Raw genomic sequence first — 21,786 nt, 5'->3', positions numbered from 1 at the left:
GCCGGGCGGGGCGTCGTCTTCATGACGGCACAGGGTTGTGGTAGCTCGCGATGCGGTCGGCGCATGCTCCGGAAGGCTTCGTGCCGACATGCGGCAAGGCCGCGCGGTTCAGCCCGAAGGAGTCGGGCAAAGCCTGACAAGGATGATAATTCGGGCACTGGACTCGGAGGTGTCGCCGCCGAGGCGTGCCGGCCGGCGCGCGGTGCGGCGCAATCCGCCGCGATCGGCCGCCGTGCCGATCGATCTCATGATCATGGGAAAGATGTGGCTGCCCCGATAGCCAGATCTTTCCCATGATCATGGCGTCGCTGGCCCGGAGCGTGTCGTCCCGGGGTCGGCGGGTGCCGCGATCGGGGGACACCCGCCCGAGCGACTGTGTGTCACCTTTCCGTAGCGCAACGTGGGGGTCGACGGACGACCGCACGGCTGAACTTCCCGGTTTGCTCGGTCAAGGAGTCGGTCGACCCGGGACACGCCGGGCCGGTCCAGCGGCCAGAGGTCACCGGCATGACTGTGCGCCACCGTCCCGTGGCGCAACGCCGGGGTCGGCGCCGCTCCCGCAGCAGGTGGCGGCCGGCCACCGGGCCGGGACCGGCCCGGCTCGGTGCGGGTCGCCGTGGTGCTTCATAGACTCGGGACACATGAGGCTTGATCCGGTCGGTCGTTTGCTCAAACTGCCACCCGCGGTGACCGGCCGGGTGCGGGTCGCACGGGGGATTCCGGTCCGGATGCGCGACGGGGCCATTCTGCGTGCCGACCACTACGAGCCCCTGCTCGACGCCCAGCTTCCCACCGTGCTCGTCCGCACGCCCTACGGGCGCGGGGCGCCGGTCAGCTTGCTCTGCCGGGCCGTCGCCCAGCGGGGCTTCCACGTGCTGATCCAGTCGTGCCGCGGCACGGCGGACTCGGGCGGGACCTTCGAACCGCTGCTCCAGGAGCGTGAAGACGGGCTCGACACCCTCGACTGGCTGCGGTGCCAGCCATGGTACGACCGCCGCCTCCTCACGTACGGCCCGAGCTACGTCGGCTTCGTCCAATGGGCCCTCGCCGCGGAAGCCGGCGACGAGCTCAAGGCGATGGCCACCATTGTCACCGCCTCCGACTTCGGGCCGCCGACCTACGCGGGCGGCGCGTTCTCGCTCGACACCGTCCTGACCTGGTCGGCGCTGCTGGAGGCGCAACGGGGGCCGCGCCTGGAGAACGCCGTCGAACTGCTGCGCGGCCAGCCGCGGCTCCAGCGCGGTCTGGCCCGAGTGCCGCTCGCGGAGGCCGACCGGATCACCACCGGCGCCGAGATCGAGTTCTTCCAACGGTGGCTCGCCGAGGCCGACCCCGCCTCGTCGTACTGGACCGAGCGTGGCCACACCCACCGGCTGCCCGACGTCACCGCGCCCGTGCTCATGATCGGCGGCTGGCACGACATCTTCCTCCCCTGGCAGCTATCGGACTACGCGGCGCTGCGCAAGGCGGGTCTCCAGCCGTACCTCACCATCGGCCCCTGGCACCACGGCAGCGCGGGCCTCTTCCAGCACTCCGCCGCCGAGTCGGTCGCCTGGTTCCGGGCGCACACCGGCGGACCCGAGCAGATCCGGGAGTGCCCGGTGCGCGTCCACGTCGGCGGGGCCGACGGCTGGCACGAGCTCGCCGACTGGCCGCCGCCGAACGGTCGGACGCGGCGGTGGTACCTCCGCGCCGGCGCCCAACTGGCCACGGAACCGGGGCAGGACGGTGCGGTGCTCGACGCCTTCACCTACGACCCCCGGGATCCGACGCCGGCGCTCGGCGGCCCGCGCCTCGTCGGCAAGATCTCCGGCCGGCGGGACAACCGGCCCGTGGAGTCGCGCGCCGACGTCCTGACGTTCACGTCGGCGCCGTTGACCGAGCCGCTCGACGTGGTCGGACCGGTCGCCGCCGACATCACCGTGCGCGCGAGCTCACCGCACTTCGACGTCTTCGTGCGGCTGTGCGAGGTCGACGACCAGGGGCGGTCCTGGAACATCTGTGACGGCCTGGCCCGGGTGAGTGCCCCGGCCGGGCCGGTGCGGGTGGAGCTGTGGCCGACGGCCTACCGGTTCGCGGCCGGTCGCCGGATCCGTGTGCAGGTCAGCGGTGGTGCCCATCCCAGGTTTTCCCGGAACCCGGGCACCGGCGCCCCGCTGGGCCACGAACTGGAGCTGCGCGCCGTCCGTCAGGAGATCCTGTCGCCGTCGTCGATCACCTTGCCGCTGCCCGAGTAGGGGGTCAGTCCTGGAACGTCGACGGGCCGACGTCGGTGTACCGCTCCTCGTCCGCGTCCCACTCGAACTGCCGGCCGTCCGAGCCCTCGCCGACGATCCTGCCGAAGGCCGGATACCGCTCGACGAGCCACTCCAGGTCGGGCATCAGCAGCTCACCGGCGTCGGCGAGCTGCTCGTCGGTCTCGTCACCCACGAGCAGGTTCCACCCGCTGGCCCGCCGTCCGTCCGGCGCGGGAGGGAGCGTGGCGTCCTCCGGGTCGTGGTACACGTATCCAGGGGTCAGTGACTCGTCCTCCACCAGGCGCCGCGAGGCGAACGCGATCAGATAACCCATGCCGTCCAGTATGGCGCCCCGCCCGAGGCGCCCTGCCCCGAGGAGGCCCGCATGTCCGGTCCGGCGGAGGAACACCGCACGGTGGCCGGCCGCTTCACCGAACTGGTGCGCGGCGCGGCCCCGGACGGCTGGGACCGGCCGTCGCCGTGTCCGGGCTGGGCGGCCCGTGACGTGGTCCGTCACCTGGTGGAGGTGTCCGACGCGGACCCGCAGACCAGGCTGCTGGCCTTCATCGGCCGCGGATCCTGAGGCACCGCGGATCCTGAGGCACCGCGGATCCTGAGGCACCGCGGATCCTGAGGCACCGCGGATCCTGAGGCACCGCGGGCCCTGAGACACGGCGTGCTTGCGCGTGTGTTCGCGGGGGTGGACGATCGGAGCATGACCGAATTCACCAATGCGGAGCTGGCGTTCCTGCGGCACGTGCGGTTCGGTGAGCTGCCCGCCCGGGTGCTGCCCGAGGACCGGGTCGAGATCGAGGAGACCGACCCGAAGCGGGGCTGGCCGGATCTGGGTCCGAACGAGGACCAGCAGGTGTTGCACCACGCTGGTGGGTAGTGACACCCATGCTCCGGCCCAGCGGCTGAGCGCCGTGGTCGCCGGAGGGCCGACCTGATCAGGACCCTGGCGGCGAAGATCGAGGCCCGTCAGCCGGCGGCCTGACTCCCGTCCCGGCGCTCACCGGCGTCAGAGGCGATGGCGGGAGCCGTCGGCGTCGGGGACCTGCTCGAGGTCCGGAGGCAGGGTCGCCGCCTCCGGCGGCGTCTCGCCCGGGGAGGCCCAGCCGCCGTGGTCCTCGGCCTCCAGTTCCTCGTCGACCTCGCGGGCCGAGCCGGCCGGCAGTTCCTCGCCGTCCGTGGCCCGGCCGGCCGCGCCGGACCGGATCGTCGAGTGGCGCTCGACGTACTCCTCGAACTCGCTCATGGCGGTCGCGTACCCGGGGCGGCCGAAGGCAAACGCACAACCTGTCCGGCCGGGACGGGCCTGGTCCTGGCTGAATCGGCGAGCGTGACCGCGGTTGAGCATTTCGCGTACGGCTGGATCACGCCGGTGCTGGCCCTCGTCATGGCCTTCCTCGGCGGCCTGCTCGGCATCTCCCTCGCCATCCGCTCGCGGGCGTCCTCCGGCGGCAGCCGGGCCCGCTGGCTGACGCTCTCCGCGGTCGCCATCGGCGGCTCCGGGACCTGGGTGCCCCACTTCATGGCCCTGCTCGGCACCGACGTGCCGGGGACCGTCGTCCGGTACGACCTCACCGTCGTCCTGCTCGGCCCCGGCATCGCGGTGGTCGCGCACTGCCTCGGGCTGTTCATCGTCGGCTTCGGCCACCTCAGCGCGTGGAAGACGGTGTTCGCCGGCATCCTCACCGGGCTCGGGCTGACCGTCGTCCACTGCACCGGGCCGCTCGCGATGCGGATCGCCGGCGTCATCCGGTACGACCCGGGCACCGCCCTCGCGGGTGCCGTCGTCTCGATCGTCGCGGCCACGGTGACACTGTGGTGCGTGAGCGTGATCCGCGGGAACGCGGCGATGCTGTGCGCCGCCGCCATCATGGCCGTCGGTGTCTGCAGCACCCACTACACGGTGCTGGCGGCGGTACGGGCCGAGGTGTCCCCCGTCGCCGGCGAGGTCCCCGGCGTGAGCCTGTTCGGCCTGCTGGCGCCCGTGTGCGTGGCGGCCTGCCTGCTGCTCAGCGGCCTGGCGTACAGCACGGTCGGCTTCTCCGTGCGGCAGGACACCGCCACCGAGGAGGCGCTGCTGCGCCGGGCCCGGGACATGTACTCGGCCGCCACACTCGCCCGGGCCGCGGTCAACCGGAACATGGAACGGGACCGTGGCACCGCCACGGTCCCGTCCCGGAACTGAGCCGGTCCTACTTCAGCGCCGCCGCCGGGTCCGCGGCCACCTGCGAGAGCCGCTCCGGGGTCACCGCGCCGACCAGCACCCGGCCGTCGTCGGTGATCAGCACGCTGAACAGCTTGCTGTTGAACGTCCGGCCGCCGTTGCCCAGCGGTAGCTGGTCGATGACGTCCTGGGTCTTCCGCGCCTCGGCGGGGTCGGCGCCCTTGCCGTCGCCGGGGCGCATGACGAAGACGGAGGTCCAGCCCGTGCCGATCACGGTGTTCTTCGGCTTCTCCCCGGTGACCTCGGGGTGCTGCGGTTCCGCCGCCTTCGGGTCCTTGGCGGGGTCCTGCTCCTCGATCTTGACACCGGCCGGCGGGTTGAACGCGAACTGCCCGTCGTCCGGACGGGTGAAGCTCACCTGCGTGAACGCCACTTCGAAGGCCGGGCTGGCCTGGCCTCGGGCGAGGAGCTGGACGCGCAGCGGCAGCTTCTCCTGGGCGTCGATCGCCAGGCGGATCTCGCCGACCAGCGACGCGGTGTCGCGCGGCCGGAGAATCAGCTCGTAGGCGTTGCGACCGGCGATGCGGGCCGAGTTGCCGGTCGAGACCTGCGTCGTCGGGTCGATCGCCTTGAGCGCCAGGTCAGCGGCCTCCTGTGGCGACTTCGGAAGGTCGCTCGGGATGCCGGCCGGGCCCCTCTCGTCCGCGCCGGGCGGAGAGCCCTTGAAGTGCTGTGCGGTGTTGGTCTTGCTGTTCCACAACCACGTGTCGGCGCCGTTGTGGATGATGTCGCTCTGACCCTGCGTGCCCAGCAGTGAGATGCGGGCCTTTTCGGGTCCGGAGTACCACACGCGCAGGGTGTGCTTGCCGGAGACCAGCGACGTGAGCTCGGCACTCTGCTCGCCGGTCAGGGACGGAATCGCCGGAAGACCGAGGTCGGCGCGCTCGACCACGGTGCCGGACAGCCCGTCGAGACGGGCGGTCTGCAGGTCGACCAGCAACTGCGCGGCGGTGCGCGGCGGCAGGTCCGGCTCGGCGGCCACGGCGAGGGTCTTCGCGGCCACGCCCGCTCCGACCACAGCGACCGCAGCAGCCGCGGGCACCGCCCACCGAAGGACGGGTCGTGACGTGAAGTTGGACATTGGTACACCTCCTGCCGACCATGGTGCCCGGGGTCGGCTGTGACATCGCTGAGACCGTCTGTGCCGTTCCACAGGACAGCGTGCCACGCTGGTCCCCGTGCGGTTGCTCGTGGTGGAGGATGAGGTGCGCATGGCGCACGCGCTGCAGCGCGGTCTCCAGGCGGAGGGATTCGCCGTCGACGTGGCCGGCGACGGCCCGACCGGGCTGGAGCTGGCCAGGCACGGCGGTTACGACGCGGTGATTTTGGACATCATGCTGCCCGGCTTGTCCGGTTATCGAGTGGTCCAGGCGCTGCGCGCGGAGAAGAACTGGGTGCCGGTGCTCATGCTGTCGGCCAAGGACGGCGAGTACGACCAGGCCGACGGCCTCGACTGCGGCGCCGACGACTACCTGACCAAGCCGTTCTCCTACGTGGTGCTCGTCGCCCGGCTGCGCGCCCTGCTGCGCCGCGGCGCGCCCGAGCGGCCCAGTGTGCTGACCGTCGGCGAGCTGACACTCGACCCGGCGCGGCGCCGCGTGACCAGCGCGGGCACCGAGATCGTGCTCACCGCCCGGGAGTATGCGCTGCTGGAGTACCTCATGCGCCGTCCCGGCCAGGTCGTGTCGAAGACCGAGCTGCTCGACCACGTGTGGGACGCCAGCATCGACACCGCGCCGAACGCGGTTGAGGTGTACGTCGGCTATCTGCGCCGCAAGCTCGGCCGGGACGCCCTGGAGACGGTCCGGGGCGCCGGCTATCGGCTGCGGGCGTGAACATGAGGTGGTGGTCGCAGCTCTCGCTGCGCGGACGTCTCGTCCTGCTGGGGACCAGCGGGCTCGTCGTCGGGCTGGCGATCGCCGGCCTGGCGATGGCGACCGCCATGACGTACAGCTTCCGGGGGACCCTCGACCGCTCGGCCGACAGCACCGCGACCGAGATCTCCAACCTGCTGGTGGAGGGTGACCGGCTCCCCGAGCCGCTGCCTGCCCCGGCCGGGCAGGTCGTGCAGGTGCTCGACGCCCAGCACCGGGTCGTCGCCGGTGACCGGAACGCGGACCGGCTCGTGCCGCTGCTGCACGACGACGAGCTGACCGTCGCGATGAGCGGCACCCGGGTCACCGTGTCCGGCGACCGTGCCCTGCAACCGGACCGGCTCCGCGTCACCGCGCGGAAGGTGTCCGACGACCGGATCGTCCTGGTGGCGGTGCCGCTGGGTGACTACCAGCGCAGCCAGGCCCTGCTGCGCACCTCGCTGTGGGTCACGTACCCGGTGCTCGTCGTGGTGCTCGTCGCCATCGCCTGGCGGGTCGTGGGCGCCGCGCTGGCCCCGGTCGACCGGCTGCGGTCCGGCGCCGAGCGGATCACCGGCGCGGCGACCGACGAGCGGCTGCCCGTACCGCCGTCGAGTGACGAGATCCAGCGCCTCGCGGTGACGCTCAACCACATGCTCGACCGGCTGGCGCAGTCCCGCGCCCGGCAGCGGTCGTTCATCGCCGACGCGGCCCACGAGCTGCGCAGCCCGCTCGCGAGCATGCGGATCCAGGTGGAGGTGGCGCAGAAGCTCGGCGACTGGGCCACCGCCGGCGACGACCTGCTCGTCGACCTCGACCGCCTGCAGCGCCTGGTCGACGACCTGCTGCTGCTCGCGCGGGCCGACGCGTCCGACGGCCGCCCGGGCGCTCGGGAGCCCGTCGAGCTGCCGACGCTGCTGTCGAACTTCGCACGGAAGTACGACACCGTCACCGTGGAGCCGGGGGAGTCCCTGTGGGTCGAGGCCGACCCGGACGAACTGCACCGCATCGTGCTCAACCTGGTCGACAACGGGGTCCGGCACGCCCGCTCGGGGGTGGTCCTGGCCGCCGTCGCCGACGGTGACGACGTCCTTGTCACTGTCACGGACGACGGTGCGGGCATCCCGGCCGCGCTGCGGGAGCGGGTGTTCGACCGGTTCGCCCGGCTCGACGACGGGCGCGCCCGCGACGCGGGTGGCACCGGTCTCGGCCTGGCGATCGTGCGTGAGCTGGTGCGCCGCCACGGCGGCACGGTGAAGCTGGTAGACGGCCGCCCGGGCACCCGCGCCGAGGTGCGGCTACCGCGCCTTGTTGACAGTGTCATGTGACAGTGTCATAGTTGGCGGCATGACCGCGACAGGATGGACGCTCGACGAGTTGACGGCCCGGGTGGCCGCCGCGCTCGGCGGTGCCGCCTACGCGGGCGCGCCGAACGGGCGGGTGCGGGACGTGCCCGACGCGCGTGCCATCCGGTGGTACGCGACGATCGGCCTCGTCGACCGCCCGGTGATGCGTGGCCGGGTCGCCCTCTACGGGCCGCGTCACCTGCTGCAGTTGGTGGCGATCAAGCGCCTGCAGTCGCGGGGGAAGCGGATCGCCGACATCCAGGTGGAGCTGGCGGACGTCCCGGACGAGGTGCTCGGCGCCATCGCCGACGTGCCCGAGGGCCTTGCGGCCCTGCCGGGCGGCCCGCCCGGGGGAGCGCCGAGCGTGACTCACCTCGGCAATCCGGATAAATCCGGCATATCAATGGATGTGGCGGCCGGCGGCGACGGAACCGGCGATCGTGCCGATGCCGCGGGCGGACCGGCGGCAACCGGGAAGGGCCGTCGGCGGTTCTGGACCGACTCCCCGGGCAGTCACCATCCGCCGGCCGCCGGTCCGCCGGTCCGCCGCCCGGCACCACCGGCGCCGGGCGTCCGGCCGCCGGAGTCGGGACCGGGCCTGCCCGGCCTGCTCACCGGGGTGCCGCTGCCGGGCGGCGCCGTGCTGCTGCTGCCCGCGCACCCCGGCGCCGACGACGTGGCCGCGATCCGGGCCGCCGCACAGCCGTTGCTCGACCTGCTCACCAGCCGGGGAATCCTGCCCGGCGGGCCTGCCGACCAGTCCACCACGCCGAACTCAGGGAGTGCGAAATGAGAGTCGCCACGATGACCGAGGCCGAGGCCGACCGGGTCGCCGTCCCCGCGGACGAGGCCGGGATCGGCGCACTGCGCACCGAGCGCGGGAACCTTCCCCTCGACCGGCTCGACGTCCGTGCCGCCATCACCGGACTCGTCGCCCGCACCGACCTCGTCCAGGAGTTCGTCAACGTCCACACCACGCCGCTCGAGGCGACCTACATCTTCCCGCTGCCCGACCGCGCCGCCGTGATCCGGATGGCGATGACCGCCGACGGGCGGGTCGTCGAGGCCGAGCTGCGGGAGCGCGGGGCCGCCCGCGAGGCGTACGACACGGCGATCGCCGCCGGTCAGCGCGCCTCGATCGCGGAGGAGGAGCGGCCCGACGTGTTCACCATGCGGGTCGGCAACATCCTGCCCGGCGAGCGGGTCAGCGTGACGTTGTCCCTGGTCGGGCCGCTGGCGTTCGAGGACGGCGAGGCGACGTACCGCTTCCCGCTCGTCGTCGCCCCGCGGTACGTCCCGGGCGCCCCGCTCGACGGCGACAGTGTCGGCGACGGGTACGCGCTGGACACCGACGCCGTCCCGGACGCCTCGCGGATCAGCCCGCCGGTGCTGCTGCCCGGCTTCCCGAACCCGCTGCGGCTGGGCATCGACGTGACGATCGACCCGGCCGGGCTGCCCCTCGGCGACGTCCGGTCCAGCCTCCACACGGTCGTGGAGGACCAAGGACATCTGACGGTACGGCCGGGCGAGCGCGCCGACCGCGACTTCGTCCTGCGCATCGGCTACGGCGCCGGCGCGCAGAGCCTCGCCCTCGCGCCCGACGCCGACGGCGAGGAGGGCACCTACCTGCTGACCGTGCTCCCGCCGGCGGCGCGGACGGCACCCCGCCCCAAGGACGTGGTGCTGCTGCTCGACCGCTCCGGCAGCATGGGCGGCTGGAAGATGGTCGCCGCCCGCCGGGCCGCGGCCCGGATCGTCGACACGCTCGACGCGCACGACCGCTTCACGGTGCTCGCCTTCGACGACCGTGTCGAGGCGCCCGGCTCCCTGCCCGCCGGGCTCGTCGCCGGCACCGACCGCCACCGGTACCGCGCGATCGAACACCTGGCGAGGGTCGACGCCCGCGGCGGCACGGAACTGCTCGACCCGCTGTTGCAGGGCCTGAAGCTGCTTGCCTGCGACCCGGACCCCGCCGCCGGCACCCGCGACCGCGTGCTCGTGCTGGTCACCGACGGCCAGGTCGGCAACGAGGACCAGATCCTGCGCACGGTCTCGACGGCCCTGCGCGGCGTGCGCGTCCACACCGTCGGCATCGACCGGGCCGTCAACGCCGGCTTCCTCGGCCGGCTCGCCGTCGCCGGCGGCGGCCGCTGCGAGCTGGTCGAGAGCGAGGACCGCCTGGACACGGCGATGGACCACATCCACCGGCGGATCGGTGCCCCGGTCCTCACCGGGGTGACGGTCACGCCCGCCGGCCTCGACCTCCTCGACGGCACGCGGACCCCGGCGCGGCTCCCCGACGTGTTTCCCGGTGTGCCGTTCGTCGTCGCCGGGCGGTACCGCGGGCCGGTCGCCGGCGCGCTCACCGTCGCCGGCACGACCCGGGACGAGCTGCCCTGGTCGGCGACGGTCACCGCGGAGCGGCACGACAACGCCGCGCTCACCGCGGTCTGGGCCCGGGCACTGCTCCGCGACCTCGAGGACGCCTACGTGTCCGGGGGCGTCCCCTCCGACGACCTGGAGGAGCGGATCACCGCCACGTCGCTGCGCTTCGGCGTGCTGTGCCGCTTCACGGCGTACGTGGCCGTCGACAGCCGCGTGGTCACCGACGGCGACCAGCCCCGCCGGGTGACCCAGCCGGTCGAGACGCCCGCCGGCTGGCAGCCGCCGACCGCGGTACCGCCGCCACCGCTGCAACCGATGTCCCCGCCGTTCTCCGCGGTGCCGGCCTCGATGCCGATGCCGATGCCGATGTCGATGGCGCCCGGCGCGTCCGCGCCGAGCGGCCCGCCGCCCCCGGCGCCCCGCGCGATGCCGGCCCCGGCGCCGTTCGCCACGGGCGGCGGCGGGATGGCCCGGATGTCGCGCGGCCGGGGCCACTCGCGGTCCATCCGGTTCGAGCAGGCCGACGTGGACGCCGCGCTGGCCCGCGTGACCGGCGTGGACCTGCGGGAGCTCGCCACGCAGGAGGCGGCCCGGCTCCGGGAGGCCGCGGACCGGCCCGACTACGAGCGGCGGGAGCTGCTGGAGGACCTCGGCTCGCGGCTGGCCGCGCTCGGCCTGCCCGAGCTGCGGCAGCTCACCGACGCCCTGACCCCGGCCGGGATCGCCGCGCGGCCACTCGACGAGCTGTGGCGGTTCGTCCTGGAGGCTCTCGACGAGGCCGCCGGCGACCCGCCGCCGCAGGCCGAGCCGCGCCGCGCCTTCTGGCGGCGCTGACCGCGGACGCTGACCGTTGACCTGCCGGGCGGTGCACTCGACGACGGGGAGTGCACCGGTCCGGTACGGTGCGGCGGTGAACAGCCAGCGAATCGCCAGGGCGCTCACCGAGCTCTTCGCGCCGGCCGTGCTCGTGTCCGTCCTGCTGGTGCTGCTCGGCCTGCACAGCGAGCCCGGGCGGCCCGCCCGCGGCCTGGCCCTCGGCGTCGTCGCCGCGCTGTTCGAGAGCGTGCTGCCCTTCCTGTACATCCTCCGCGGGGTCCGCAACGGCAGCCTCACCGACCACCACGTCGGCGACCACAAGCAGCGGCGCGGGCCACTGCTCGTCGGGCTGGGCTCGGTCGCCGTCGGGTTCGCCGTGCTGCTGTGGCTCGGCGCCGACCGCGACCTGATCGCCGCCGTCGTCGCCGGCGGGGTCGGTTTGATCGTGGCGATGGCGGTCAACCACTGGTGGAAGATGTCGATCCACGCCGCGGTCGCCGCCGGCTCGGTCGTCATCCTGATGCTGGTCTACGGCTGGCTCCTCGCCGTCACGGCGCCGCTCGTCGCCGCCGTCGGCTGGTCCCGCGTCCGGCTGACGGACCATACCGTCACACAGGTCGTCGTCGGCACGGCGGTCGGCGCGCTCGTCGCCGGAGGGGTGTTCGCGGCTTTGCGCTGAGCGCCCCGATAGCATCGGGAGGAAACCCGACCGACCGAGCTTGGGAGCAGACCGTGTCCACAGCGCGCCAGACCATTGAAGCCCCTCCGCGCATCGTGGTCACGGCGGGCACGACGGCGGGCGCCGCGGTCGCCGCCGCAGGGCTCCCCGCCACCGGTCCGAAGGCCGTCGTCGTGGTCCGTGACGCCGAGGGCAAGCTGCGTGACCTGGACTGGACCCCGGAGCGGGACGTCGAGGTCGAGGCCGTCGACATGTCCTCGCCCGACGGGCTCGACGTGCTGCGCCACTCGACCGCGCACGTCCTCGCGCAGGCCGTCCAGGACCTGTTCCCGGAGGCCAAGCTCGGCATCGGCCCGCCGATCGAGCACGGGTTCTACTACGACTTCCAGGTCGACACGCCGTTTCACCCCGACGATCTCGACCGGCTCGAGAAGCGCATGCAGGAGATCATCAAGTCGGGGCAGCGGTTCCGCCGGCGCCGGTTCGACTCGGTCGAGCAGGCCAAGGCGGAGCTCAGCGACGAGCCGTTCAAGCTGGAGCTGGTCGACGCCAAGTCCGACGTCGACACCAGTGAGGTCATGGAGGTCGGCGGCGGCGAGCTGACCATCTACGACAACGTCGACGCCCAGTCCGACAAGGTGTGCTGGTCCGACCTGTGCCGCGGCCCGCACCTGCCGACGACCCGGCTGATCCAGGCGTTCAAGCTGACCCGCACCGCCGCCGCCTACTGGCGCGGCTCGGAGAAGAACCCGCAACTCCAGCGCGTCTACGGCACCGCGTGGCCGACCCGGGACGCCCTGAAGGAGTACCAGAAGCTCCTCGAGGAGGCGGCCCGCCGCGACCACCGCAAGCTCGGCGCCGACCTCGACCTGTTCAGCTTCCCCGACGAGCTGGGCTCCGGCCTGCCGGTCTTCCATCCGAAGGGCGGCATCATCCGGCGGGAGATGGAGAACCACTCCCGGCAGCGGCACGAGGAGGCCGGGTACTCCTTCGTCAACACCCCGCACATCACGAAGGGGCACCTGTACGAGGTCTCCGGCCACCTCGACTGGTACGCCGACGGCATGTTCCCGCCCATGGAGGTCGAGGGCGCGAACTACTACCTCAAGCCGATGAACTGCCCGATGCACGACCTGATCTTCCGGTCGCGCGGGCGGTCGTACCGCGAGCTGCCGCTGCGGATGTTCGAGTTCGGCACCGTGTACCGGTACGAGAAGTCCGGCGTCATCCACGGCCTGACCCGGGTCCGTGGCATGACCCAGGACGACGCGCACATCTTCTGCACCCCGGAGCAGATCGAGAGCGAGCTCGCCTCGCTGCTGCACTTCGTGCTCGACCTGCTCAAGGACTACGGCCTGACCGACTTCTACCTGGAGCTGTCGACGAAGAACCCGGACAAGTACGTCGGCTCGGACGAGGTCTGGGAGACCGCGACCGAGACGCTGCGCCGGGTCGCGACCGAGTCCGGGCTCGACCTGGTGCCCGACCCGGGTGGCGCGGCGTTCTACGGGCCGAAGATCTCGGTGCAGGCACGGGACGCGATCGGCCGCACCTGGCAGATGTCGACGATCCAGCTCGACTTCAACCTGCCGGAGCGCTTCGAGCTGGAGTACCAGGCGGCCGACGGCACCCGGCAGCGGCCGGTCATGATCCACCGGGCGCTGTTCGGCTCGATCGAGCGGTTCTTCGGCGTCCTCACCGAGCACTACGCGGGCGCGTTCCCGGCCTGGCTGGCGCCGGTGCAGGTGGTCGGCATCCCGATCCGCGCCGACCACGCCGGCTACCTCGCCGAGTTCGTCGCCCGGCTGCGCAAGGAGGGCATCCGCGCCGAGGTCGACCACTCCGACGAGCGGATGCAGAAGAAGATCCGGACCGCCCAGCAGCAGAAGGTGCCGTTCATGGCGATCGCCGGCGACGACGACGTCAACGGCGGCACGGTCTCGTTCCGGTACCGCGACGGCTCCCAGCGCAACGGCGTCCCGCTCGACGAGGCCGTGGCGCACGTGGTGGAGGTCGTCCGCTCCCGGACCAACGTGGGTCCGAGCGCGTCGTGACCAGCGTCCCGGACGACCTGGAGCGCCTCTGGACGCCGCACCGGATGGCGTACATCAAGGAGGATCGCGCCGGTGACCATGACGAGCCGACCGGGTGCCCGTTCTGCCGGGCGCCCGGCCTGCCGGAGGACGAGAGCCTCGTCGTCGCGCGGGGCGATCTCGCCTACGCGGTGCTCAACCTCTATCCGTACAACCCCGGGCACCTGATGGTGGTGCCCTACCGGCACGTCGCGGACTACACCGACCTGACGGTGGCCGAGACCGCCGAGGTCGCCGCGTTCACCCGGACGGCGATGCGGGTGATCCGCAGGGTCAGCGCGGCGCACGGCTTCAACCTGGGCATGAACCAGGGCGCGGTGGCCGGCGCGGGCATCGCCGCCCACCTGCACCAGCACATCGTCCCGAGGTGGGGCGGCGACACCAACTTCATGCCGGTGGTCGGCCGCACCAAGGTCCTGCCCCAGTTACTGACGGACACCCGCAAACTCCTGGCCGACGCCTGGCCCACCCCCCTCCCTTAGCCCCCTCCCGCGCCCCCCGCGCCTTTCTGTGCGTCGATCTTGCAGTTGTGGTGCCTGACAAACCCGGACATCGTGGGAGTGTCGAGGCACCACAACTGCATGATCAACAAAGGTCGCGACGTTGAGTCGTGCGGTCGTCTGGCAATCCGGTGTTGTGCTACTGGGTGGTGACGCACGGTCGAGCGGGTGGCGGAGTGGCGGCGACACCTCCGGGTCACGCGCTCGAATTGTCGGCCTTGTCCGGGGCTGACCAAGGGGCCTGACGTCGCGGCCTTGCATGATCGACGCGGGGAGGGGTGGGTCAGCGGCCAGCCCGGATGCAGGCGCGCCGCGAGCGGGGTCGCCGCCGTCAGCGGGCGGCGGCGTGCTCCTGCTTGACCACCTCGGCCAGGTTGGCGGGCATCGGGTCGTGGCGGACGAACGAGCGGGTGAACGTGCCGGAGCCGGAGGTCATCGCGCGCAGCTCGACCGCGTAGCGGACCAGTTCCGTCGCCGGGACCTCGGCCCGGACCAGGGTGCGCTCGTGACCGGCCGGGTCGGGTTCGTTGCCCAGGACGCGGCCCCGGCGACCGGACAGGTCGCTCATCACCGCGCCGACGAAGTCGTCGGGCACCCGGATCGTCACCTCGTCGATCGGCTCCAGCAGCGTCGTCCGGCCGTTTTCGGCGGCCTCGCGCAGGGCGAGCGCCCCCGCGGTCTGGAACGCCGCGTCGGAGGAGTCGACCGAGTGCGCCTTGCCGTCGAAGAGCGTCACCCGCACGTCCACCACCGGGTAGCCGGCGACGATGCCGCGCTCCATCTGGGCTCGCACACCTTTCTCGACCGAGGGGATGTAGTTGTGGGGGACCACGCCGCCGACGATCTTGTCGACGAACTCGAAGCCGGACCCGCGCGGCAGCGGCTCGACCTTGATGTCGCAGACCGCGTACTGCCCGTGGCCGCCGGACTGCTTGACGTGCCGCCCGTGCCCCTGGCTCGGCGCGGCGAACGTCTCCCGCAGGGAGACCTTGACCGGCTCGGTGTCCAGCTCGACCCCGCCGGCGCGCAGCCGGTCCAGTACGACGTCCGCGTGCGCCTCGCCCATGCACCACAGGACCAACTGGTGCGTCTCGCTGTTGCGCTCCAGCCGCAGCGTCGGGTCTCCGGCGACGAGCCGGCCCAGGTTCTTGGCGAGGGCGTCCTCGTCGGAGCGCGTCTTGGCGACGATCGCGATCGGCAGCAGCGGCTCGGGCATCTCCCACGGCGCCATGAGCAGCGGCTCGTCCTTGCCCGAGATCGTGTCGCCGGTCTCCGCGGTGCCCGACTTGGTGATCGCGACCAGGTCACCCGCGACCGCGAACGGCACCTCGCGCAGGTTCGCGCCCAGCGGCGAGAACAGGTGGGCGAACCGCTCGTCGGCGTCGTGGTCGGGGTGCCCGCGCTCGGCCATGCCGTGCCCGGAGATGTGGACCGGCTGCTCCGGGCGCAGCGTGCCGGAGAACACGCGGACGAGCGACACCCGCCCGACGTACGGGTCGATCGTCGTCTTGACGACCTCGGCGATCAGCGGGCCCCGCGGGTCGCAGCGCAGCGGGGCGTGCGGGTTGCCGTCGAGGTCGGTGACCGGAGGAACCACGTGCTCCAGCGGCGACGGGAACCCGCTGGTGAGCACCTCGAGGAGCACGTCGAGCCCGACCCGCGTCTCGGAGCAGACCGGCACGACCGGGTAGAACGTGCCGCGGGCGACGGCCTTCTCGAGGTCGTCGACGATCACCGAGGTCTCGATCTCCTCACCGCCGAGGTACCGCTCCATGAGCGTCTCGTCCTCGCTCTCGGCGATGATCCCTTCGAGCAGGCTGTTGCGGGACTCCTCGATCGCCGGCAGGTGCTCGGGGTCGGGCTCGCGCAGCCGCGGCGGGAAGCCGCCGGAGTAGTCGAAGACGCGCTGGGTGACCAGGCCGATGAGCCCCTCGACGGACGTGCCGTCGTCGCCGAGCATCGGCAGGTAGAGGGGCAGGACGTTGTCGCCGAAGACCTCCTGGCAGTGGGCCAGGGTCTCGTCGAAGTCCGCCCGCTGGTGGTCGAGCCGGGTGACCGCGACCGCGCGGGGCATGCCCACGGCGGCGCACTCCTCCCAGAGCGCGGCGGTCGCCGCGTCCATCCCGTCGACCGCGGACACGACGAACAGCGCCGCGTCCGCGGCCCGCAGACCGGCCCGCAACTCACCGACGAAGTCGGCGTAGCCGGGGGTGTCGAGGAGATTGACCTTGACGTCGCCATGCATGATCGGCGCCGAGGACAGCGTGACGGACCGCTGCTGCTTCACCGCCGCCGGATCGTGATCGGTGACCGTGGTGCCCTCGGTCACCGCGCCGGCCCGGCCGATCGTCCCGGTCGCGGCAAGCAGCGCCTCGACCAGCGTCGTCTTGCCGGAACCGGAGTGCCCGACGAGCACCACGTTACGTACCCTGCCGGGGTCATCAACCACCGGTGCGTGGCCGGTGACCCCCTTCTCCTGGAGTTTCTGCGCCATTACGCGCCTCCCGTCAGCCCGAAGCCTTCTGTGAGCAGCCTCACAGTCACGACCTGTTCACCGATCCCACACCCGAAACATCACCGACACAAGCCCACCGCCGCTCATCACGGCATGAGGTTTACTCAAGCACCGTGAGCAGTCCCACGCGGCGGTATCCGCCAAGCTTCGCCGCCGTTATCGTGGGAGCGCCATGGCGAAGATCCTCAGCGTAGTCAGCAAGGCCTCCCTGGGCCGAGTCGTCCAGCCCGTCGCCGCGGCGCTGCTGCGTGCCGGGGTCTCCCCGAACGCGGTCACCGTCGCCGGCACCGTCGGCGTGCTCGTCGGAGCCCTGGGCTTCGCCGCGCGCGGCCACCTCGTCATCGCGCTCGTCATCATCACCGTGAGCTGCCTGACCGACATGCTCGACGGCACGATGGCCCGCCTCCGCGGCGTGACGAACAAGTTCGGCGCGCTGCTCGACTCGTCCATGGACCGCATCGCCGACGGCGCGATCTTCGGCTCCGTGGCCTACTACTTCGCCACGCGGGACGATCTGCGCGGGGTCGCCGCGGCACTGCTCTGCCTGGTCGCCGGCCAGGCCGTCTCCTACGTCAAGGCCCGCGCCGAGGGCCTGGGGATGACCGCGAACGTCGGGCTCATCGAGCGTTCCGAGCGGCTCATCATCCTCGGCATCGGCGGCCTGCTGTGGGGCTTCGACGTGCGGTACGGCCTGGAGGTCGTCCTGTGGATCCTCGGCGTGCTGTCGATCGTCACCGTCGCGCAGCGGATGGTGACCGTCCACCGCCAGGCGAACGAGCAGGCGGACCGGCAGACGGACCAGCAGGCCGGCGTGTCGTGAACCTCGTCGAGCTCGGCTACGGCGCCGCGTTCTCGCTGCTGCCGAGGCTGCCGCGGGGTGCGGTGTGGCCGTTGTTCGCCGCGGCGGCCGGGCACGGCGCCCGGGCGTACCGTGGCGGAAAACCGGGCAAGGGGACCGCGACCCTGGCGAAGAACCTGCGCCGGGTCGTCGGCGACGAGCTGCCCGAGGCGGAGTTCGCCGCGCTGATCGAGCGGGCCCTGCGCTCCTACGCGCGGTACTACCTGGAGGCATTCCAGTTGCCCGGCCGGTCGAAGGAGCAGATCCTGCGCGGGTTCCGGCTGGAGCGCGGCGAACTGCTCGGCGAGCACGTCGCCGCCGGGGCCGGCACGGTCGTCGCCCTGCCGCACGGCGGCAACTGGGACGCGGCCGGCGCGTGGGTCGCCGCACAGGGCTGGCCGATCACGACGGTCGCCGAGCGGCTCAAACCCGAGAGCGTGTACCGCGGGTTTCTGGAGTTCCGCCGCTCGCTGGGTATGGAGATCCTGCCGCTCGTCGGCGGTGACCGCCCGGCGTTCGACGTGCTGGAGGAGCGCGTCCGCGCCGGGGCGGTCGTGCCGCTCCTCGCGGACCGGGACCTGACCGCCCGGGGGGTCGAGGTCGAGTTCTTCGGCGGCCGGACGAAGATGCCGGCCGGTCCGGCGCTGCTCGCCCTGCGGACCGGTGCCCCCCTGTACGTGGCACAGATGTGGTTCGATGCGGATGCGGCGGCCGGTCGCCTCGTGGGCCCGCTCCCGATGCCGGCCGCCGGCGAGGGGCCGCTCGACGTCCGCGTGCGGCTGGTCACCCAGCGCGTCGCCGACCAGCTCGCCGAGGGCATCGCGCGCCATCCGGAAGACTGGCACATGCTGCAACGGCTCTGGTTGGACGAGCCGGCGAAGACTCCAGTGGCCTGAAGGAGGGGCGTTGCGCATCGGGATCGTCTGCCCGTACTCCTTCGACGTGCCGGGCGGCGTGCAGAACCACGTCCGCGACCTGGCCGAGACCCTGATCTCCCTCGGCCATCACGTCAGCGTCCTGGCGCCCGGGGACGACGAGGGCATGACCGTGCCGTACGTCGTGCCCGCCGGCCGGACCGTGCCCGTGCCCTACAACGGCTCGATCGCCCGGGTCTCGTTCGGGCTGATCTCCGCGACCCGGGTGCGCCGTTGGCTGGCGGCCGGCCGGTTCGACGTGCTGCACGTCCACGAACCGCTGATCCCCAGCCTGTCGATGCTGGCGGTACTGTCCGCGCGCGGCCCGGTCGTCGCGACGTTCCACACCGCCATGACCCGCTCACGCGCCCTCGCCGCCGCGCAGGGGGTGCTCCAGTTGGTGCTCGAGCGGATCACCGGCCGCATCGCGGTCAGCGAGCTGGCACGCAAGGTCCAGGTCGAGCACCTGGGCGGCAGCGCGTGGGAGATCCCCAACGGGGTGCAGGTCGCGAAGTACCGCGCCGCGCAGCCGTTCGACGGCTGGCCGGGCGACGGCGCGCTGGGCTTCCTCGGCCGGTTCACGGAGCCGAGGAAGGGTTTCCCGTACCTGCTGTCGGCCTTCCGGATCCTGGCGCGGGACCGGCCGGGGCTGCGGCTGCTGGTCGCCGGCCCGGGTGACGTCGACGAGGTGCTCGACGACGTGCCGGCCGACGTCCGGGACCGCATCGTGTTCCTCGGCAAGGTCTCCGAGGACGACAAGGCCAGGATGCTGCGCAGCGTCGACCTCTACGTGGCGCCGAACACCGGCGGCGAGTCCTTCGGCATGATCCTCACCGAGGCGATGTCCGCCGGCACGCCCGTGCTCGCCAGCGACCTCGACGCCTTCCGGCGGGTCCTCGCCGGCGGCGCCGCCGGTGCGCTGTTCCCCGTCGGCGACGCGGCGGCACTCGCCGCGACCGCCGCGGACCTGCTCGACGACCCGCGGCGGCGGGCCCGGATCGCGGCCCGGGCGGCCGAGGTGGTCGCCGCCTACGACTGGCCCGTCCTCGCGGAGCGTGTCCTCGAGGTCTACTCGACGGCGATCGAGGTCGCCGGAGCGACCGTGCAGGAGTCGGTCCCGTAGGCTGCGCCGCATGTGGTGGGTGATCGCCGTCGTGGCGGTAGTGGTGGTGATCGCCACGTACCTGACCTGGCTGGCCGCTCGCGTCGACCGGCTGCACGCCCGGGCGGGCGCGGCGTACGCGACTCTCGATGCGCATCTCGTCCGCCGCGCGGTCGCCGCTGTGGCGCTCGCCGAGGCCGCGCAGGTGCCCACGTTGATGTACGCGGCCCGAATCGCCCTCGACGCGGGTCCCGAGGACCGGGAGATCGCCGAGAACGACCTCACCCGTCACCTGCGCTCCGTGACCGGGGCACCGCAGGACGTGCTGGACTCACTGGTGCACGTGAGCCGCCGGGTGGCCTTGGCGCGGCAGGTGCACAACGACGTCGTCCGGGACGCGCTCGCCGTGCGCCGCAGACCGTTGATCAGACTGTTCCGCCTGGCCCGAAAGCACCCAGCCCCGACGTACTTCGACGTCGACGACCCGTCCCTACCCTGACCCACGCCGCTCCCGCCCGCCGCCGCCCGCCCGCCGCCGCCCGCCCGCCCGCCCCGTTGATCTTGCAGTTGTGGTGCCGAGACACTCCCTGAATGTCCGACTTGTTAGGCACCACAACTGCAAGATCAACGGGGGTAGGGGGTTTGTGGGCCGCGGGGTTGGCATTGGCTGTCGGGGCTGCCGGGTGATCGGGCGTAAACTTGCGGGTGAATCCGGGTCTTTTGTTGTGAGGAGTGCTGCGCCGTGTCCGAGTCGCCCACACCCAGCTCGTCCGTGACGGGCACCGCCCGCGTCAAGCGCGGGATGGCCGAGATGCTCAAGGGCGGCGTCATCATGGACGTCGTCACGCCGGAGCAGGCCAAGATCGCCGAAGACGCCGGCGCGGTCGCCGTCATGGCTCTCGAGCGGGTTCCCGCCGACATCCGCGCCCAGGGCGGGGTGTCGCGCATGAGCGACCCGGACATGATCGACGGCATCATCGACGCCGTCTCGATCCCGGTGATGGCCAAGGCCCGGATCGGGCACTTCGTCGAGGCTCAGATCCTCCAGGCGCTCGGCGTCGACTACGTCGACGAGTCCGAGGTGCTCACCCCGGCCGACTACAGCAACCACATCGACAAGTGGGCGTTCACCGTGCCGTTCGTCTGCGGCGCCACCAACCTCGGCGAGGCCCTGCGGCGCATCAACGAGGGTGCCGCCATGATCCGCTCCAAGGGTGAGGCCGGCACCGGCGACGTGTCCAACGCCACCACCCACATGCGCAAGATCCGGCAGGAGATCCGCCGGCTCTCCTCCCTGCCCGAAGACGAGCTGTTCGTCGCCGCCAAGGAGCTCCAGGCGCCGTATGACCTGGTCAAGGAGGTCGCCGAGACGGGCAAGCTGCCGGTCGTGCTGTTCACCGCGGGCGGCATCGCCACCCCGGCCGACGCCGCGATGATGATGCAGCTCGGCGCCGAGGGCGTGTTCGTCGGCTCCGGCATCTTCAAGTCGGGCAACCCGCAGCAGCGCGCCGCCGCGATCGTCAAGGCCACCACGTTCTACGACGACCCCGACGTGCTCGCCAAGGTCTCCCGCGGCCTGGGTGAGGCCATGGTCGGCATCAACGTCGACGACATCCCGGTGCCGCACCGCCTCGCCGAGCGGGGCTGGTGACCTTTTCGTGATCATCGGTGTGCTCGCCCTCCAGGGCGATACCCGCGAGCACCTGCACGCCGTGGCCGCCTGTGACGCGATCGGGCGGCCCGTGCGGCGGCCGGAGGAGCTCGACTCGGTCGACGCGCTGATCGTCCCGGGCGGCGAGTCGACCACGATGAGCAAGCTCGCGGTCGAGTTCGGCCTGATGGAGCCGGTCCGCAAGCGGATCGCCGGCGGGATGCCGGTCTACGGCTCGTGTGCGGGAATGATCATGCTGGCCTCGTCGTTGCTGGACGCGCGACCGGATCAGGTCCCGTTCGGCGGGATCGACATGACGGTCCGCCGCAACGCCTTCGGCCGGCAGGTCGACTCCTTCGAGGGCTCCGTGGACATTTCGGATATCGAGGGCGGTCCGTTCTCCGCGGTCTTCATCCGGGCGCCCTGGGTAGAGTCGGTGGGTGACGACGTGCGGGTGCTGGGCCGCGTGAAGGACGGGCCGGCCGCCGGTAGGATCGTTGCGGTTCGGCAGCGGCACCTGCTCGCGACGGCCTTCCACCCCGAGCTCACCGGCGACCTCCGAGTCCATCGGTACTTCGTGGAGATGGCGCGTGAGGCGGGTCAGACGACGGAGGGTTAGCA

At 72.3% G+C, this 21,786-nt stretch carries 21 protein-coding genes; 17 read left to right on the top strand and 4 right to left on the bottom strand.

Annotation, left to right across the window (positions count from 1 at the left end; translation table 11 throughout):
• Nucleotides 1-641 precede the first annotated feature (641 nt).
• Nucleotides 642-2,237 carry a CocE/NonD family hydrolase gene (locus Drose_RS28280; RefSeq protein WP_260724337.1) on the top strand — a complete coding sequence of 532 codons (1,596 nt, stop codon included), beginning with the start codon at nt 642-644 and terminating at the stop codon, nt 2,235-2,237.
• A gap of 4 nt (nt 2,238-2,241) precedes the next feature.
• Here the strand turns inward: Drose_RS28280 and Drose_RS28275 are convergent, their stop codons facing one another.
• On the bottom strand, nt 2,242-2,571 hold the full coding sequence (locus Drose_RS28275; protein WP_260724336.1) for a hypothetical protein: 330 nt from the start codon (nt 2,569-2,571) through the stop codon (nt 2,242-2,244).
• Between the two features lie 51 nt (nt 2,572-2,622).
• On the opposite strand from Drose_RS28275, the gene Drose_RS28270 reads away from it, so the two are divergent.
• Nucleotides 2,623-2,820 carry a maleylpyruvate isomerase N-terminal domain-containing protein gene (locus tag Drose_RS28270; protein WP_260724335.1) on the top strand — a complete coding sequence of 66 codons (198 nt, stop codon included), beginning with the start codon at nt 2,623-2,625 and terminating at the stop codon, nt 2,818-2,820.
• A gap of 132 nt (nt 2,821-2,952) precedes the next feature.
• The gene (locus tag Drose_RS28265) at nt 2,953-3,129 is read left to right on the top strand and encodes a hypothetical protein (protein WP_260724334.1); all 177 of its coding nucleotides are present in this window, start codon (nt 2,953-2,955) and stop codon (nt 3,127-3,129) included.
• Nucleotides 3,130-3,258: 129 nt separating this feature from the next.
• Here Drose_RS28265 and Drose_RS28260 read toward each other — a convergent pair whose 3' ends face one another.
• The gene (locus Drose_RS28260; RefSeq protein ID WP_260724333.1) at nt 3,259-3,495 is read right to left on the bottom strand and encodes a hypothetical protein; all 237 of its coding nucleotides are present in this window, start codon (nt 3,493-3,495) and stop codon (nt 3,259-3,261) included.
• An 84-nt stretch (nt 3,496-3,579) separates the two neighbouring features.
• On the opposite strand from Drose_RS28260, the gene Drose_RS28255 reads away from it, so the two are divergent.
• Nucleotides 3,580-4,434, top strand: a complete 855-nt coding sequence (locus Drose_RS28255) for an MHYT domain-containing protein (RefSeq protein ID WP_260724332.1) — start codon at nt 3,580-3,582, stop codon at nt 4,432-4,434.
• Between the two features lie 7 nt (nt 4,435-4,441).
• On the opposite strand, the gene Drose_RS28250 is transcribed toward Drose_RS28255, so the two are convergent.
• Entirely contained in the window at nt 4,442-5,554 is a 1,113-nt protein-coding gene (locus Drose_RS28250) for a LolA family protein (protein ID WP_260724331.1), read from the bottom strand.
• A 97-nt stretch (nt 5,555-5,651) separates the two neighbouring features.
• Between Drose_RS28250 and Drose_RS28245 the strand changes: the two genes are divergently transcribed.
• From Drose_RS28245 to Drose_RS28215, 7 genes are all read left to right on the top strand, one after another.
• Nucleotides 5,652-6,308 (top strand): response regulator transcription factor, encoded by a 657-nt coding sequence (locus tag Drose_RS28245; RefSeq protein WP_260724330.1) that lies wholly within the window; start codon nt 5,652-5,654, stop codon nt 6,306-6,308.
• Between the two features lie 2 nt (nt 6,309-6,310).
• Nucleotides 6,311-7,654: a sensor histidine kinase gene (locus Drose_RS28240; protein ID WP_260729834.1), complete on the top strand. Its 1,344-nt coding sequence runs from the start codon at nt 6,311-6,313 to the stop codon at nt 7,652-7,654.
• A 19-nt stretch (nt 7,655-7,673) separates the two neighbouring features.
• Nucleotides 7,674-8,465: a helix-turn-helix domain-containing protein gene (locus Drose_RS28235; RefSeq protein ID WP_260724329.1), complete on the top strand. Its 792-nt coding sequence runs from the start codon at nt 7,674-7,676 to the stop codon at nt 8,463-8,465.
• Entirely contained in the window at nt 8,462-10,891 is a 2,430-nt protein-coding gene (locus tag Drose_RS28230; RefSeq protein WP_260724328.1) for a VIT domain-containing protein, read from the top strand. Before Drose_RS28235 ends, Drose_RS28230 begins: the two co-directional genes overlap by 4 nt.
• Before the next feature lie 76 nt (nt 10,892-10,967).
• The gene (locus tag Drose_RS28225) at nt 10,968-11,552 is read left to right on the top strand and encodes a phosphatase PAP2 family protein (RefSeq protein WP_260724327.1); all 585 of its coding nucleotides are present in this window, start codon (nt 10,968-10,970) and stop codon (nt 11,550-11,552) included.
• Nucleotides 11,553-11,605: 53 nt separating this feature from the next.
• Nucleotides 11,606-13,606, top strand: coding sequence for a threonine--tRNA ligase (gene thrS, locus Drose_RS28220; RefSeq protein WP_260724326.1), 2,001 nt, complete (start codon nt 11,606-11,608; stop codon nt 13,604-13,606).
• 44 nt (nt 13,607-13,650) lie between these two features.
• Nucleotides 13,651-14,127 (top strand): HIT family protein, encoded by a 477-nt coding sequence (locus Drose_RS28215; RefSeq protein WP_260729833.1) that lies wholly within the window; start codon nt 13,651-13,653, stop codon nt 14,125-14,127.
• 349 nt (nt 14,128-14,476) lie between these two features.
• Here the strand turns inward: Drose_RS28215 and Drose_RS28210 are convergent, their stop codons facing one another.
• On the bottom strand, nt 14,477-16,639 hold the full coding sequence (locus tag Drose_RS28210) for an elongation factor G-like protein EF-G2 (protein ID WP_260724325.1): 2,163 nt from the start codon (nt 16,637-16,639) through the stop codon (nt 14,477-14,479).
• 193 nt (nt 16,640-16,832) lie between these two features.
• Between Drose_RS28210 and pgsA the strand changes: the two genes are divergently transcribed.
• The 6 genes from pgsA (at nt 16,833) to pdxT (ending at nt 21,784) form a co-directional block, all read left to right on the top strand.
• Nucleotides 16,833-17,480, top strand: a complete 648-nt coding sequence (gene pgsA / locus Drose_RS28205; RefSeq protein ID WP_260724324.1) for a phosphatidylinositol phosphate synthase — start codon at nt 16,833-16,835, stop codon at nt 17,478-17,480.
• Nucleotides 17,477-18,394 (top strand): phosphatidylinositol mannoside acyltransferase, encoded by a 918-nt coding sequence (locus tag Drose_RS28200; RefSeq protein ID WP_260724323.1) that lies wholly within the window; start codon nt 17,477-17,479, stop codon nt 18,392-18,394. The genes pgsA and Drose_RS28200 overlap by 4 nt, the downstream gene beginning before the upstream one ends.
• Before the next feature lie 10 nt (nt 18,395-18,404).
• Nucleotides 18,405-19,535: a glycosyltransferase family 4 protein gene (locus Drose_RS28195; RefSeq protein ID WP_260724322.1), complete on the top strand. Its 1,131-nt coding sequence runs from the start codon at nt 18,405-18,407 to the stop codon at nt 19,533-19,535.
• 10 nt (nt 19,536-19,545) lie between these two features.
• Entirely contained in the window at nt 19,546-20,013 is a 468-nt protein-coding gene (locus Drose_RS28190) for a hypothetical protein (RefSeq protein ID WP_260724321.1), read from the top strand.
• A 243-nt stretch (nt 20,014-20,256) separates the two neighbouring features.
• A complete protein-coding gene (gene pdxS / locus Drose_RS28185) occupies nt 20,257-21,165 on the top strand; it encodes a pyridoxal 5'-phosphate synthase lyase subunit PdxS (protein WP_313899941.1) in 909 nt (302 codons plus the stop codon).
• A gap of 7 nt (nt 21,166-21,172) precedes the next feature.
• Nucleotides 21,173-21,784: a pyridoxal 5'-phosphate synthase glutaminase subunit PdxT gene (pdxT, locus tag Drose_RS28180; protein ID WP_260724320.1), complete on the top strand. Its 612-nt coding sequence runs from the start codon at nt 21,173-21,175 to the stop codon at nt 21,782-21,784.
• Nucleotides 21,785-21,786: the final 2 nt, after the last annotated feature.

It is taken from the genome of Dactylosporangium roseum (genome assembly GCF_025264685.1).
Classification (GTDB): Bacteria; Actinomycetota; Actinomycetes; order Mycobacteriales; family Micromonosporaceae; genus Dactylosporangium; species Dactylosporangium roseum.
Note: the sequence above shows the minus strand (reverse complement) of the source record. Positions and strands in the feature narration are given on the sequence as shown.